11 protein-coding genes are annotated in these 14,854 nt (G+C 72.6%); 10 read left to right on the top strand and 1 reads right to left on the bottom strand.

From position 1 onward, the window contains the following. The first annotated feature begins 215 nt into the window (after positions 1-215). The gene (locus UWG_RS0128700; protein WP_016910643.1) at positions 216-3,797 is read left to right on the top strand and encodes a glycosyltransferase family 2 protein; all 3,582 of its coding nucleotides are present in this window, start codon (positions 216-218) and stop codon (positions 3,795-3,797) included. Beyond that, positions 3,794-5,356 carry a DUF5719 family protein gene (locus UWG_RS0128695; protein WP_016910642.1) on the top strand — a complete coding sequence of 521 codons (1,563 nt, stop codon included), beginning with the start codon at positions 3,794-3,796 and terminating at the stop codon, positions 5,354-5,356. The genes UWG_RS0128700 and UWG_RS0128695 overlap by 4 nt, the downstream gene beginning before the upstream one ends. A 28-nt stretch (positions 5,357-5,384) precedes the next feature. On the opposite strand, the gene UWG_RS0128690 is transcribed toward UWG_RS0128695, so the two are convergent. Further along, complete coding sequence (locus UWG_RS0128690) at positions 5,385-5,843, bottom strand: metallopeptidase family protein (RefSeq protein WP_016910641.1); 459 nt, start codon at positions 5,841-5,843, stop codon at positions 5,385-5,387. Between the two features lie 312 nt (positions 5,844-6,155). On the opposite strand from UWG_RS0128690, the gene UWG_RS0128685 reads away from it, so the two are divergent. The 8 genes from UWG_RS0128685 to UWG_RS0128650 all read left to right on the top strand — a co-directional run bounded on the left by UWG_RS0128685 (position 6,156) and on the right by UWG_RS0128650 (position 14,567). Next, positions 6,156-6,551 (top strand): DUF3499 domain-containing protein, encoded by a 396-nt coding sequence (locus UWG_RS0128685; RefSeq protein WP_016910640.1) that lies wholly within the window; start codon positions 6,156-6,158, stop codon positions 6,549-6,551. Positions 6,552-6,734: 183 nt separating this feature from the next. Then, the gene (locus UWG_RS0128680) at positions 6,735-8,096 is read left to right on the top strand and encodes a phosphomannomutase/phosphoglucomutase (RefSeq protein WP_016910639.1); all 1,362 of its coding nucleotides are present in this window, start codon (positions 6,735-6,737) and stop codon (positions 8,094-8,096) included. A 114-nt stretch (positions 8,097-8,210) separates the two neighbouring features. Continuing rightward, on the top strand, positions 8,211-8,381 hold the full coding sequence (locus UWG_RS32485; protein ID WP_016910638.1) for a Trm112 family protein: 171 nt from the start codon (positions 8,211-8,213) through the stop codon (positions 8,379-8,381). 81 nt (positions 8,382-8,462) lie between these two features. Then, complete coding sequence (locus UWG_RS0128670) at positions 8,463-9,632, top strand: SIS domain-containing protein (RefSeq protein WP_016910637.1); 1,170 nt, start codon at positions 8,463-8,465, stop codon at positions 9,630-9,632. 114 nt (positions 9,633-9,746) lie between these two features. After that, positions 9,747-10,958, top strand: a complete 1,212-nt coding sequence (gene manA / locus UWG_RS0128665; RefSeq protein ID WP_016910636.1) for a mannose-6-phosphate isomerase, class I — start codon at positions 9,747-9,749, stop codon at positions 10,956-10,958. A 69-nt stretch (positions 10,959-11,027) separates the two neighbouring features. Continuing rightward, on the top strand, positions 11,028-11,969 hold the full coding sequence (locus UWG_RS0128660; RefSeq protein ID WP_033196433.1) for a cation diffusion facilitator family transporter: 942 nt from the start codon (positions 11,028-11,030) through the stop codon (positions 11,967-11,969). Positions 11,970-12,365: 396 nt separating this feature from the next. Further along, positions 12,366-13,817 carry an adenosylhomocysteinase gene (gene ahcY / locus UWG_RS0128655; RefSeq protein WP_016910634.1) on the top strand — a complete coding sequence of 484 codons (1,452 nt, stop codon included), beginning with the start codon at positions 12,366-12,368 and terminating at the stop codon, positions 13,815-13,817. A gap of 129 nt (positions 13,818-13,946) precedes the next feature. Further along, entirely contained in the window at positions 13,947-14,567 is a 621-nt protein-coding gene (locus UWG_RS0128650; RefSeq protein ID WP_016910633.1) for a hypothetical protein, read from the top strand. The last annotated feature ends 287 nt before the right edge of the window (positions 14,568-14,854 follow it).

Raw genomic sequence — 14,854 nt, 5'->3', positions numbered from 1 at the left:
GACCGCCCGTCGACCGCCGGGCAGGCTGCGGGGAGACGTGTCCGTCGTCGGGAGGCGGACCTCCGTGGTGCACCGAGCCGTTAGTGTGGGGCCGTCCGAGGCGCACCCCCAGCACACGGGACCCGTGCGTTCACCGAAGTCCACCACAGCGTCTTCCGGTGCTGCGGGCTCAGCGGCTTCGCCGGGCCCCGTACCCGGGGAGGGCCCGTACCCCGATGTCCCTGCACAGCCAAGCGGCCGGCCAACACCAGGCGGCCACACCCGAGTTCCCCAGGCACGTGGTCACCGCGGTGCTCGTCTCGCACGACGGCGCCAGGTGGCTGCCGGAGGTGCTGTCGGGGCTCCTCGGCCAGGAGCGTCCGGTGCAGAACGTCATCGCGGCCGACACCGGCAGCGGGGACGACTCCGCCGGAATCCTCACCGAGTCCCTCGGCGCCGAGCGGGTGCTCCACCTAGCCCGGCGGTCCGGATTCGGTACCGCCGTCGACGAGGCGGCGCGCACGGCCGGCGTCCTCACCCCCGACGACCTGCCGTACCTCAAGCGCCCCAGCGGCTGGGACCCCGTCACGCGGACCTGGCACGACGAGGCGTACGAGATGCCCGAACTCCCCCACGGGGAGCCGGTGCAGTGGCTCTGGCTGCTCCACGACGACTCCGCGCCCGAGCCCGACGCCCTCGCACACCTCCTCCGCGTCGTCGACTCCGACCCGGGCATCACCGTCGCGGGCCCGAAGCTGCGCAGCTGGTACGACCGCAGGCAACTGCTGGAGACGGGCGTCTCGATCGCCAACAGCGGACGCCGTTGGACGGGCGTCGAGCGGCGCGAGCAGGACCAGGGGCAGCACGACCAGGTGCGTCCCGTGCTCTCCGTCTCCACCGCCGGGATGCTCATCAGGCGGGACGTCTTCGAGGAGTTGGGCGGCTTTGACCGGAACGTGCCGCTCATGCGGGACGACGTCGACCTCTGCTGGCGGGCGCAGACTGCGGGGCACCGCGTCTTCGTCGTGCCCGACGCCGTGCTCCGGCACGCCGAGGCTGCCTCGCGGGAGCGGCGTCCCGTCGACTGCGTGGGGCGGGCAGGACGCGGAGGCGCGAGCCCGCACCGCGTGGACAAGTCGGGTGCCGTCTTCACGCTGCTCGCCAACGCGCCCGGCCGGAAGCTTCCCTGGGTCGCGCTGCGGCTGGTGCTCGGCACCCTGCTGCGGACGCTCGCCTACCTCGTCGGCAAGGTGCCGAAGCAGGCGCTCGACGAAGTCGCGGGGCTCGCGTCCGTGTTGCTGCGCCCGGGCCGGCTGTCCGCGGCCAGGCGCAGGCGCGGGCGTCCCCAGGTGCCGCACCAGGAACTGCGTCCGCTCTTCCCGCCGCCCGGCGCGACGGTGCGGGCCACCGTCGAGCAGGTGGTCAGCAACTTCGGCGGACGCGCGGCGCCCGAGGCGTCGGCCGGCGGTCGGCACGGCGCCGTCGAGTCGGGCCCCGGGGACGAGGACGCCGACTTCCTGGAGGTCGAGCAGTTCGCGCGGCTGAAGCGGGTGGCGCGGAAGCCGGCGCCCGTGCTCTTCGCCGTGCTGCTGCTCGTCTCGCTCGTCGCCTGCCGCGCGCTGCTCGGCGGCGGAGCGCTCGCCGGAGGCGCACTGCTCCCCGCGCCGGAGAGCGTGGGCGAACTCTGGGGCCGCTACCTCGACGGCTGGCACCCGGTCGGTGTCGGCGGCACCCAGGAGGCGCCGCCCTACCTCGCACTCGTCGCCGCCGTCGCGACCCTCTTCTTCGGGAGCACCGGGTTCGCCCTGACGCTCCTCCTCGTCTGCTCCGTCCCGCTCGCCGGACTGACGGCGTACTTCGCCTCGCGTCCGCTCGTCGGATCGCGGCTCATCCGCGCCTGGGGCAGCGTCGCCTACGCCTTCCTGCCTGCCGCGACGGGCGCGCTCGCCGGCGGGCGCATCGGTACGGCCGTACTCGCCGTGCTGCTCCCGCTGTTGGCGAGGGCGGCGGTCGCGGCGAGCGGGCTCCGGGGGCGTGCGAGCTGGCGTGCGGCGTGGGCGTACGCGCTGCTGCTGACGCTCGTCACCGCGTTCACGCCCGTGGTGTGGCCGATCGCGCTGGTGCTCTCGGTCGTCCTCATGGTGGTGCGGTGGCGTACGGGCCCGGGGCTCGGCGCGGCCCTCTCGCGGTGCGCCGTCTGGCTGCTGACGCCCATGGTGGTGCTGGCGCCCTGGTCGCTCTCGCTCCTCGGTGACCCGGCCCGCTTCCTCGACGAGGCAGGGCTCGACCACGGCGCCGGCTCCGCCTCCGCGCTCGACCTCCTCACGCTCAGCCCCGGCGGCCCCGGCACCACCGGCGCGGTCGTCCTCGTCGGCATCGTGCTCGCCGCGCTCGCCGCGCTGCTTCGCAGCGAGCGGCAGCCGACGGTACGCGCGGCCTGGGTCGTCGCCCTCGCGGGGCTGCTCTTCGCGGGCCTCGCCAACGGCTCCGGCTGGGCCGGCCCCGCAACTCTCGTCTACGGCATCGCGCTGCTCACCGCCGCCGCGATCGGCGCGGAAGGGGCGCGTTCGCGGGTCGCCGCGCAGAGCTTCGGCTGGCGGCAGCCGGCCGCCGTGCTCGTCGCGGCCGCGGCCGCGGCCGGGCCGGTGGTCTCGGCCGTCGGCTGGATGGTCGGCGGCGCCGACGGACCGCTCTCGCGGCGGGACCCGGTGCAGGTGCCGGCGTTCGTCGCGGAGGAGAGCAACACCCGGGACCAGGCACGGACGTTGGTGCTCGCCGGGCACGGCGAGGGTGTCTCGTACACCCTCGTACGCGGTTCGGGGGCCCGTCTCGGGGACGCGGAGCTCGCCGAGTCCGGCGGCGGCCAGAGCCGCCTCGACCGCGTCGTCTCCCACCTCGTCGCGGGCTCGGGCGCCGACCAGAGCGACCAGCTCGGCGACTACGCGGTGCGCTACCTCCTCGTACGCGAGGGCGCGCCGCGGGAGATGCGCCGCGTCCTCGACACGACGCCCGGGCTCACGCGGCTCAGCCAGGAGGACGGCAGCGCGCTCTGGCGCGTCGAGCGCGAGGTCTCGCGCGCGGTGATCGTCCCGGGGGAGGGGAAGGGCGCGGTCGCCGCGCCGGTCGCGGTGGCCGCCGGCCCCGTCGAGGCGCACACGCAGATCCCCGCAGGGCCCGACGGCCGGGTGCTGCGTCTCGCCGACACCGCAGCAGCGGGCTGGTCGGCGACGCTCGACGGCAAGCCCCTCGCCCCGACCACCGTCGACGACTGGGCGCAGGGCTTCCAACTCCCGGCTTCCGGCGGCCGGTTGGACCTCACATACGAGACGCCGCTGATGCACAAGGCATGGGTCGGCGCGCAGGGCTTCCTCTTCCTCCTCGTCCTCGTCCTCGCGCTGCCCGGCGGCCGCAGGACCGTCGACGACGACCTGCCGGAGGCGCCCGCCGTGCCCGAGCCAGCGCAGGGCGAGGGCCGCAGGGCGCGGCGGCTCCGCGCTGCCGCCGCCTCCGACGAGGCGCCCCCGGCCGGCGACATGCCGCCGCCACCGGAACCGGCGCCCGTGCCCCAGCAGCCGCAGTACCCGCAGGAAGAGCCGCAGTACACGCAGGAGTACGCCACCGGCTACCCCGACGAGTACGCGCACCAGGGCTACCCGCCCCCGGCGTACGACCCCCAGCAGTACCCCGACCCGGCCCAGCCGCAGTACGCGCCGCAGACCGACCCGTACTACGGGCAGGGCTACGGCACCGGAACATACGGAGACCACGGCGGAGCGGGTGTCCCGTACCCCGGCTACCGCGACGGGAGTGAGCAGTGAACCGCACGATCCTGACCGTCGGCGGCGCCGTCGTCGCGCTCGCCGCCGTGACCGGCGTCGCCGCCGTCGCGGCGCCCGGCGAAGGCGGCGACGAGGGCGGTTCCGTCGCACGGAAGTCCGTCGAGCGCACGACGCTGGTGTGCCCGCGCCCCAGCGACTCCGAGGTGGCGGAGTCGGCGTACACGGCCTACTCGCCGGAGGGCGCGGACAGCCGCAAGGGCACGGCCGAGCTCCGTCCGCTCGCGCTCGCCGAACTCGACGGCAGCGAGGACGGCAAGGGCAAGAAGAAGGACGACAACGACGACAACGACGACAACAAGGAGAAGGGGAAGGACGCCGACAAGCCGGTCCTCCCGCTCACCTCGCCGGGCACCCCCGTCACCTCGTCGACCGAGCGGAGCGACGCTCCCGCCCTCGCCGGCAACGCGGAGGGCCGCTTCGCGCCCGGGTGGACGGTGCAGCAGACGACCGTCGTCAGTGCGGGCGCCGGGCGCGGGCTCCACGGGCTCGCGTGCACCGCGCCCGACACCTCCTTCTGGTTCCCGGGCGTCAGCACTTCCGACGAGCGCCAGGACTACGTCCACCTCACCAACCCCGACGACACCGGCGCCGTCGTCGACGTGGAGCCGTACGGCAAGGACGGCCGCGAGTCGGCAACGGGCGGCGAGGGCATCAACGTCCCGCCGCGCACCACCGTCCCCGTGCTGCTCTCCGCCCTCACCGGCGGCCCCGTCACCAACGTCGCGCTCCACGTGGTCTCCCGCACGGGCAGGGTCGCCGCCCAGGTGCAGGCGGACGACGAGAAGGCCGGCGGCGACTGGCTCCCGCCGGCAGGCGACGCGGCGCCCCAGGCGGTGCTGCCGGGGATCCCGGGCGACGCGACCTCCGTGCGCCTCGTCGTCTTCGCACCGGGCGAGGAGGACGCCGACCTCAAGGTCCGCCTCGCCGGACCCTCCGGCACGATCACCCCTGCCGGCTTCGAGACCCTGCACGTCAAGGGAGGCATGACGACGGCGGTCGATCTCAAGGACCTCACCAAGGGTGAGACGGGCTCGCTCGTGCTCTCGCCCTCGGGCGAGGGCGGCGAGACCCCGGTCGTCGCTGCCGCCCGGGTCACCAGGGGGAAGGGCGCGAAGCAGGAGACCGCCTTCATCCCCTCGACCCCGCGGATCACCGAGCGCGCGACGGCGGCGGACAACCGCTCGTCCGGCTCGCCCTTCGCCTCGTCCCTCTCGCTGACCGCGCCGGGGAAGGGCGCGAAGGTCAAGGTGACGGCGTCGAAGGGGAGCGGGGGAGGGGAGCCGCGCAGCACCACGGTGCAGATCAAGGGCGGCACCACCAAGACGGTCACGCCGCCGCGCCCCGAGGGCGGCTCGGGCGCCTACGCGGTCACGGTCGAACGCGTCTCGGGCGGAGAGGTGTTCGGCGCGCGGACGCTCTCCAAGAAGGCGAAGAAGGGCGAGGTGCCGATGTTCACGGTGCAGACCCTGCCGGACGACCGTGGCACGGTACGCGTGCCGGAGTCGGGAGAGGACCTCTCCGTCCTCACGGGCGACTGATCCCGCGCACCCGGGAGGCGTTCCGGCTCTAGTCCTCCCCGTAGCGCGGGTCGACCGACTCCGGCGCGAGGCCGAGGAGTTCGGCGACCTGCTCCACGACGACCTCGTGGACGAGCAGCGCCCGCTCGTCGAGGCTGCGCGTGCGGATCTCCACCGGGCGCCGGTAGACGACGACGCGGTCGGGCCGGCCGTCCCGCCCAGGCACCGACTGCCCGAGCGGAACGGCCTCCACGCCCTCGTCGAGCTCGCCGTGATCGCCCCTCGGTACCTCCTGGACGGCGAACTCCACGCTCGCGAGCTGCGGCCAGTGCCGTTCGAGACGGTTGACGGAGTCGCGGACCAGGTCGTCGAAGGCGTCGGAGCGGGTCACCGAGAGCGGCACCTGGGGTGGGGCGATCGGCCCGCGCATCCCGCGGCCGTGGCGGTCCCTGCTGTGCGGGCGGGGTGCGCGCGGGCCTTCGGCCTGGGGCTGCGAGGGGCTGTCCATCGAGTCGAGCCTAGCCCTCCCGGCGCCCTCGCCGCTGGCTGTCGGTGCTGGTGCGCAAGGCTGCGGCGGGGGCTTCGTCACCGAATGGTTATGCGAGGGCGCCGCTCCCCAGCCCCGGCGTTCCGGGCGGCCGCGCTCTCCCGAAACCTCCCGGTGAGGCGCGGGGTGCCGGTCCTGGAACGCCGTGCTTCCCGCCCTGTCGGGGCCCGTACGACAGACCGGGGCGTACCGGATGAAGGGGGGCGACACGGCCGGGTGGACGTCCGGTGGAGTCGTCGCAGCCCGCTGGGGAGTGCGGTACGGTCCAACACCGTGAGTCCCGTACGTCGCTGTTCGCGCACCGCATGCGGCCGTCCCGCCGTTGCGACGCTGACGTACGTCTACGCGGATTCCACCGCCGTCCTCGGCCCGTTGGCCACCTACGCGGAACCGCACTGCTACGACCTCTGCTCCGAGCACTCGGAGCGCCTTACCGCCCCTCGTGGCTGGGAGGTCGTCCGCCTCTCCATCGACACGGCCGCCGCGCGCCCCAGCAGCGACGACCTCGAAGCACTCGCCGACGCCGTCCGCGAGGCCGCGCGCACCCCCCGGCGGGAACAGGCGGCCCAGGCCGGCGAGCACGCCGCCGGCCCGCGCGGCAGCGACGCCGACCCGATGGAGGTCGCCCGCCGCGGCCACCTCCGGGTGCTCCGCTCGCCCGACTCCTGAACGGGCGGGCCTCGATTCCGCGCCGCGCCAACTCCCCTGACTGCGCGGCAGCTCTCCCCGCCCTGCGCGTGCCTCTCCCACCCGACGGGTAGATTTGGTCCCCCGCCGATCCTCCCGGGCCCCGCCGGCGCCGCCGGCGCACGCACGGGCAACGGCAACCCGAGTACACAGGAGAGGGCTGACGTGGCTGACCTGTCGGAGATCGTGAAGGCGTACGACGTGCGCGGCGTTGTGCCCGACCAGTGGGACGAGGCGCTCGCCGAACTCTTCGGGGCAGCGTTCGTGCAGGTCACCGACGCGACCTCGATCGTCATCGGACACGACATGCGCACCTCCTCGCCCGGCCTCTCGCGCGCCTTCGGGCGGGGCGCCGCCGCCCGCGGGGCGGACGTCACCGAGATCGGCCTCTGCTCCACCGACGAGCTCTACTTCGCCAGCGGCTACCTCGACCTGCCGGGAGCGATGTTCACCGCGAGCCACAACCCCGCGCAGTACAACGGCATCAAGATGTGCCGCGCCGGCGCGGCCCCCGTGGGCCAGGAGACGGGGCTCGCGGAGATCCGGGCGCTCGTCGAGGAGTGGTCCGAGGGCACGCCGATGCCGCCGGCCGAGAGCGGCGAGGGCACCATCACGGAGCGGCAGCTCCTCGCCGACTACGCGCGCTACCTCCGCTCCCTCGTCGACCTCGAGGCCATCCGGCCGTTGAAGGTCGTCGTCGACGCCGGCAACGGCATGGGCGGTTACACGGTCCCCACGGTCTTCGAGGGCCTCCCGCTCGAACTCGACGCGCTCTACTTCGAGCTCGACGGCAGCTTCCCGAACCACGAGGCGAACCCGCTCGACCCGAAGAACATCGTCGACCTCCAGCAGCGCGTACGCGACACCGACGCCGACATCGGCCTCGCCTTCGACGGCGACGCCGACCGCTGCTTCGTCGTGGACGAGCGGGGCGAGCCCGTCTCGCCGTCGGCCGTCGCCGCCCTCGTGACCGCGCGCGAACTCGCCAAGTCCCCCGGCTCCACGGTGATCCACAACCTCATCACCTCGCAGTCCGTGCCCGAGGTCGTCAAGGAGAACGGCGGGACGCCCGTACGCACCCGCGTCGGCCATTCGTTCATCAAGCAGCAGATGGCCGAGACCGGGGCCGTCTTCGGGGGCGAGCACTCGGCGCACTACTACTTCCGCGACTTCTGGAACGCGGACACCGGCATGCTCGCCGCCCTCCACGTACTCGCCGCGCTCGGCGAGCAGCAGCGCCCGCTCTCCGAACTCGTCCGCGAGTACGACCGTTACCCCGCCTCCGGCGAGATCAACAGCACCGTCGCCGACCAGGAGGGACGCACGGCAGCGGTGAAGGAAGCGTTCGCCGGCCGTGAGGGCGTCACCCTCGACGAGCTCGACGGCCTCACCGTCCTCGGCAACGGATGGTGGTTCAACCTCCGCCCCTCCAACACGGAGCCGCTTCTCCGGCTCAACGTCGAGGCGCAGGACACCCCCACGGTGGAGCGGATCAGGGACGAGGTCCTCGACCTCGTGCGGGCCTGACCTCCGCCGCACCGCTGGGCACCGCCGGCCGCGACCGCAGGGGACTGGCCCCCTGCCCCGCCGCGGCCGGCGGTACGCTGACGGCACTGCACGCTGCCCGAAGTTGGAGGGAACATGCCGCTCGAAGCCGGCCTCCTGGAGATCCTCGCCTGCCCCGCCTGCCATGCACCACTGCGCGAGGAGGCAGACGAACTCCACTGCACCGGCAGCGCGTGCGGCCTGGTCTACCCGATCCGCGACGGCATCCCCGTGCTCCTCGTCGACGAGGCCCGTCGTCCGGAGTGAGGGCGGTGGGGCCGCAGAACCAGCGCCGGCCCCCGCACGATCGCACCACATCCACCGCGCCGCCGATCGGAGCCAGCGACCATGCTCGACGAGTTCCTCCTCGACTCGGCGGAGGCGCTCGCGGAGGCGGACGCGGCCGAGCTGCTGCCGAGCACGGCGGGCGCCGGAGGCCGCGTACGGAGCGCGGTGCGCGCCTCCGAGGAGGCCGGGGTGCTCGCCCTGCGCCCCGAAGGCAGGCCGCGCACCCTCCTCTTGGCCGGGCCGCCCGGAACGGCCGCCGCGCTCGCCCGGTTCCTCGACGCGCTCGGTAACGGCTCCGCGCCGGTCATCCGCCTCGCCGCCGGAAGCGAGACGGCGGACCCCGCGTCGTTCCACTGGGCCCTGCCCGGCTGGGCCGGGCCCGTCGACCTGCTCGTCCTCGCCACGCCCAACGGCACCGAGCCGGGCCTCTGCGGCCTCGCCGAGCAGGCGTACCGCCGCGGCTGCACCGTCGTAGCCGTCGCGCCCGAACACAGCCCGCTCGCCGACGTGTTGGGCGACCGGGGGCTGTTCGTCCCGTACGTCTCCGCCCCCGGAACCGCGCCCGCCGCGCTCCGAAGCCCTGCCGAACAGGCCCCGGAGCCGGACGCCGGCAAGGCGGCGCCCGGCACCCTGTGGGCGCTCGCCGCCCCGCTGTTCCTCCTCGCCGACCGCCTCGGCCTCGCGGCGGCGCCGCCCTCCGCGGTCGAGTCCCTCGCCGAGCGACTCGACACCGTGGCCGGCACCTGCGGCCCTGCCGTGCCCCAGCACGACAACCCGGCGAAGACCTTCGCTCTCGAACTCGACGGCACCGTCCCCCTGTTGTGGAGCCACGGCCCCGCAGCCGACGCGGCTGCCGCCCACTGGACGCAGAGCCTCGCCGCCCTCCCCGGCGTCCCCTCGCTCACCGGGAGGCTTCCGGAGTCCCTCGCCTCCCAGTCGCCCGTACTGCGGAGCGCCTCCACCTCCGAGGACGACTTCTTCCGGGACCGCGTCACCGAACCGGAGCCGGTACGCAGCAGATTGGTGTTGCTTCACGAGGTCGGCGAGACGGCGGCCGGCCCACCTCCGGTTCTCCTGGCCGCGCGTCAACTCGCCATCGAGCGGGGAACGTCCGTGAGCGAGCTGGCGCCCACGGCGAACCTCGGCCCGTTGCAGACCCTGGGGGAACTGATCGCCACCGCGGACTTCACCACCGTCTACCTCACGCTCGCCGGCGGTAGTGCACCATAGAGCCGCCGGTGGGCCCACCGCGCTGCCCGACAGGCCGCGACGGAGCCCCGGCGCCCACCCGGAATCCTTGGCTCCACCCTTCCGCGCCACGTACGCCAAGAAACGGAACTGCACATGGACCGCCTCGCGAACACCATCCGGCCCTACCCCTGGGGTTCGACCACCGCGCTCCCGGAACTCCTCGGGACCGAGCCGACCGGCGAACCGCAGGCCGAACTCTGGCTCGGTGCCCATCCGGGCGCCCCGTCCCGCCTCGCCGACGGGAGCGGCGAGCCCCCGCTCCCCGACGTCATCGCGTCCGCTCCGGAAGCGGAGCTCGGTGCCGGGACGGTGGCGTCCTTCGGCCCCCGGCTGCCCTTCCTCCTCAAGGTCCTCGCCGCCGCTTCCCCGCTCTCGCTCCAGGTCCACCCCGACCGGGAGCAGGCGCGCAGCGGCTTCGAGGCGGAGGAGGCCGACGGCGTCCCCCGCGACGCGCCGTACCGGAACTACAAGGACGCCGACCACAAACCCGAACTCCTCTGCGCGCTCTCGCCGTTCGAGGGTCTGTGCGGTTTCCGGCACCCTGCAGGGGCTGCCGACCTCCTCGCCGAACTCGGCGTCGACAGCCTCCAGCCCTACACCGACATCCTCCGCGCCAGCCCCGAGGAGGACGCCCTCCGCGAGGTCTTCACCGCGGTCCTCACCGCCGACCGCGAGGCCATCGCCGCCACCGTGGACGAGGCGTCGGCCGGCGCCGCCCGCCTCGCCACCGAAGGAGGCCCCCGCGCCGACGAGTTCGCCGCCTACGCGGACATCGCGCGGCACCACCCGGGCGACCCCGGCGTCATCGCCGCAATGCTCCTCCACTACGTGCGGCTCCAGCCGGGGGAGGCGCTCTACCTCGGAGCCGGCGTGCCGCACTGCTACCTCTCCGGCCTCGGCGTCGAGTTGATGGCCAACTCCGACAACGTCCTTCGCTGCGGGCTCACTTCCAAGCACGTCGACGTCGCGGAGCTGCTCCGGATCGTCCGGTTCGCCCCCGCGGACCCCGCCGTGCTCCGCCCCGAAGCGTCGCCGGACGGCGAGGAGGTGTACGAGACGCCGGCGGACGAGTTCCGACTGAGCCGGCACCTGCTCGCCCCCGGCGCGGCTGCGCGTCAACTCACCACCGAAGCCGCGCAGATCGTCCTCTGCACCTCCGGAACCGCCCTGCTCTCCGGCCGTACCAGGGAGGGCGACCCCACCGAACTGCCCCTGCGATGCGGACAGTCTGTGTACGTTCCCGCGACCGAACCGGTGACGGCCGTCGGTGACGGTACGCTCTTCCGCGCCACGGTGGCCCGCTGACGGGGCGGGCCTTTTCCCGGCCGCAGCCTGACCGCGGCGGGCAGAGAACGGAAGAGAGACGTCCCCAGCGTGAGTGCATCCGGCGGTACCAGAGCCATCATGGCCGCTCTCGGCGCCAACCTGGCCATTGCGGCGAGCAAGTTCGTCGCCTTCGCCTTCAGCGGTTCCTCGTCCATGCTCGCCGAGGGAGTCCACTCCCTCGCCGACTCGGGCAACCAAGGACTCCTCCTTCTCGGCGGGAAGAAGGCGAAGAAGGAGGCGAACGAGGAGCACCCCTTCGGGTACGGCCGTGAGCGCTACATCTACGGCTTCCTCGTCTCGATCGTCCTCTTCACGGTCGGCGGCGTCTTCGCGCTCTACGAGGGTTACGAGAAGATCCAGCACCCGCACGAGCTGGAGCACTGGTACTGGCCGGTCGGCGTGCTGGTTTTCGCCATAGTCGCGGAGAGCTTCTCCTTCCGTACGGCGATAAAGGAATCCAACCAAGTACGAGGAAAGCTGGGTTGGGGCCAGTTCGTCCGCCGCGCGAAGGCGCCGGAACTGCCGGTTGTCCTGCTGGAGGACCTGGGAGCCCTCGTCGGCCTCGTCCTCGCGCTCGGCGGCGTCGGGCTCGCGCTCCTGACGGGGAACGGCGTCTGGGACGGCGTCGGCACTCTCTGTATCGGCACGTTGCTCGTCCTGATCGCGCTGCTCCTCGCAGCCGAGACGAAGTCCCTGCTGCTGGGCGAGTCCGCCGACCCGGCGGAGCGGCAGAAGATCCACGCGGCCCTCGTCGACGGCGAGACCGTCACCGAGGTGATCCACATGCGCACCCTCCACCTCGGTCCCGAGGAGCTTCTCGTGGCGGCCAAGGTCGCCGTGCAGCACGACGACACCGCCGTCGAGATCGCTCGTGCCATCGACGCGGCGGAGCAGCGCATCCGCGAGACCGTCCCGATCGCACGCGTCATCTACCTGGAGCCGGACATCCTTCGCGAAGCGACCGCGGCGCAGGCGAGGACGGAGCACTAGGGGCGCAGACGGTCGCACCCGCACACCGGTGGGACTGGTCACGTACTCCCCGGAACCGTAAAGCCCTCCTTTGTCCCTATATTTTCCGCGACTTGGCCGTCGACCGAAGTGCACGCGCGGCCGAAAACCATCGGCAGTGCGGTCTTGATGGCCCCCGGGGCAATCCGTTCGACTGGACGAGCGGTGTAGATTCGTAGAGCGCAGTCGTCGCTGCTGATGGCGGTCGGCCGGCCCGAGGAAGGGCCACCGAGGGAGAGAGGGCCTCCGACGGACTGAGCTGCGAGCAGGGGAGCAGTGTGCCCGGAGCCCGGGTACGCCGTGCGCTTCGCGCACCCCGGCCACCCCCGCGCCGCAGCAAGGACCAGCCACGTACCTCGACATCGAGGAGTAGCTCGCATGACCACTGACGGCCAGGACTTCAAGGTCGCTGACCTCTCCCTGGCGGCCTTCGGCCGCAAGGAGATCACGCTCGCTGAGCACGAGATGCCCGGCCTCATGGCGATCCGCAAGGAGTACGCCGCAAAGCAGCCGCTCAAGGGCGCTCGCGTCACCGGCTCGCTGCACATGACGGTGCAGACCGCCGTACTGATCGAGACCCTGGTGGCGCTCGGCGCCGAGGTCCGCTGGGCGTCCTGCAACATCTTCTCGACCCAGGACCACGCGGCCGCCGCCGTGGCCGTGGGCCCGAAGGGCACCCCCGAGAAGCCCAGCGGCATCCCGGTCTTCGCCTGGAAGGGCGAGACGCTCACCGAGTACTGGTGGTGCACCCAGCAGGCACTCACCTGGACCGACGCCCCGACCGGCGGCCCGAACATGATCCTCGACGACGGCGGGGACGCCACGCTCCTCGTCCACAAGGGCGTCGAGTACGAGAAGGCCGGCAAGGTCCCCGCTCCGGACACTGCGGAGAACGAGGAAGAGCGCGTCGTCCTCGAGCTCCTCGGCCGCACCGTTGCCGAGGCCCCGCAGAAGTGGACGCAGCTCGCCTCCGACATCCGCGGCGTCACGGAGGAGACGACCACCGGCGTCCACCGCCTCTACGAGATGCAGCAGGAAGGCGCGCTGCTCTTCCCGGCGATCAACGTCAACGACGCCGTGACGAAGTCGAAGTTCGACAACAAGTACGGCTGCCGCCACTCGCTCGTCGACGGCATCAACCGTGCGACCGACGTCCTCATCGGCGGCAAGACCGCCGTGATCTTCGGCTACGGCGACGTCGGCAAGGGCTGCGCCGAGTCCCTCCGCGGCCAGGGCGCCCGCGTCATGGTCACGGAGATCGACCCGATCTGCGCGCTCCAGGCGGCGATGGACGGCTACCAGGTCGTCAGGCTCGAGGACGTCGTCGAGACGGCCGACATCTTCATCACCACGACCGGCAACAAGGACATCATCATGGCCTCCGACATGGCCAAGATGAAGCACCAGGCCATCGTCGGAAACATCGGCCACTTCGACAACGAGATCGACATGGCCGGCCTGGAGTCCATCAAGGGCGTGGTGAAGGACGAGATCAAGCCCCAGGTTCACACCTACACGTGGTCCGACGGCAAGGCGATCATCGTTCTCTCCGAGGGTCGTCTGCTGAACCTGGGCAACGCGACGGGCCACCCGTCCTTCGTGATGTCCAACAGCTTCGCGGACCAGACGATCGCCCAGATCGAACTCTTCACCAAGCCCGAGGAGTACCCGACCGGCGTCTACGTCCTCCCGAAGCACCTCGACGAGAAGGTGGCCCGCCTCCACTTGGACGCGCTCGGTGCGAAGCTGACCGAGCTCCGCCCGGACCAGGCCTCGTACATCGGCGTCCCTGTCGAGGGCCCGTACAAGCCGGACCACTACCGGTACTGAGCCGGCCGACGGCCGGCCGCCCGACCCGCACCGGCGGGACCGCGACCGACCGACTGCCGGATCTGCCGACAGGCCCCCGTCCCTCAGGGCGGGGGCCTGCCCCGTCCCCGCACCCTCCGGACACCACAGATGCCCCGCGGCCGTTACTCGCTCCACGACATCCACGACAGAACCCCCCTGGGCGACGAACACTTCCAGTGCGCGGCGGGACCGACGGGCTGGCGGTACTTCTCGCAGACCACCGCCACAACGGGAGAACATCTGGGCTCGACCGATCTCACCGTGGACGCGCTGGGCCGCCCCGTCCGCCTCCAACTGCGGTACGGCGACTGGCAGGTGAGGGGTGCGGCTCTCGAAGGCGTCACCTGGGTCCGCTCAGGCCCGGCAGGCACGGACGCCACCGAGCACAACGTCCCGGCCCACGCCTTCGGCGGGCCCTCACCGGCCTTCCTCGTGGCCCTCACCCGACTTCTGCGTCCGGTCCCCGAAGCCGGCGCCACCCGCGTACGCCTTGTCACGTTCACGACCCCCGTCCTCGCCCCCCGTACACACGACCAGTCCTGGGCGATGCTGAAGAGCGAATCACACGCCACTGACAACGGCCCCCTGATCGTGGACACCTACCGTGCGGCGGACCTCGAGACGGGCGAGCAGCACACGGTGCATCTCGCAGGGGACGTCGTCCTCGCCGCCCCGGGCATCGAGCTGGAGGACCTGGAGACGCCTCCCTCGGTCTTCACGAACGACTGATGCCGTGCGAGGCGACGACCATGGGGGTGGGTGCGTGGCGCCCCTCTCCGACTGGTACTGTTCCATCCGCCTCGAAAAAGCGTTGACGCGCGATTTCGGGGCTCGTAGATTCGAGCAGTTGCCCGGTTGGACAGACCGAGACCCAACAGCTAGTCTCTACTCCGCTTCGCAGGGAATTCGCTCAGCCGAAGACCCCGAGAAGCCCCCGGAAATCCGCCGGAAATCTTCTGGTAGAGTCTGGGACACCGAGAGGGAAGCGCCCGGAGGGCCCTGGGAGGGGTTCGATG

This window comes from Streptomyces xiaopingdaonensis (assembly GCF_000262345.1).
Taxonomy (GTDB): Bacteria; Actinomycetota; Actinomycetes; order Streptomycetales; family Streptomycetaceae; genus Streptomyces; species Streptomyces xiaopingdaonensis.
The sequence above is the reverse complement of the archived record's forward strand: the minus strand, read 5'-3'. Positions and strand labels throughout refer to the sequence as shown.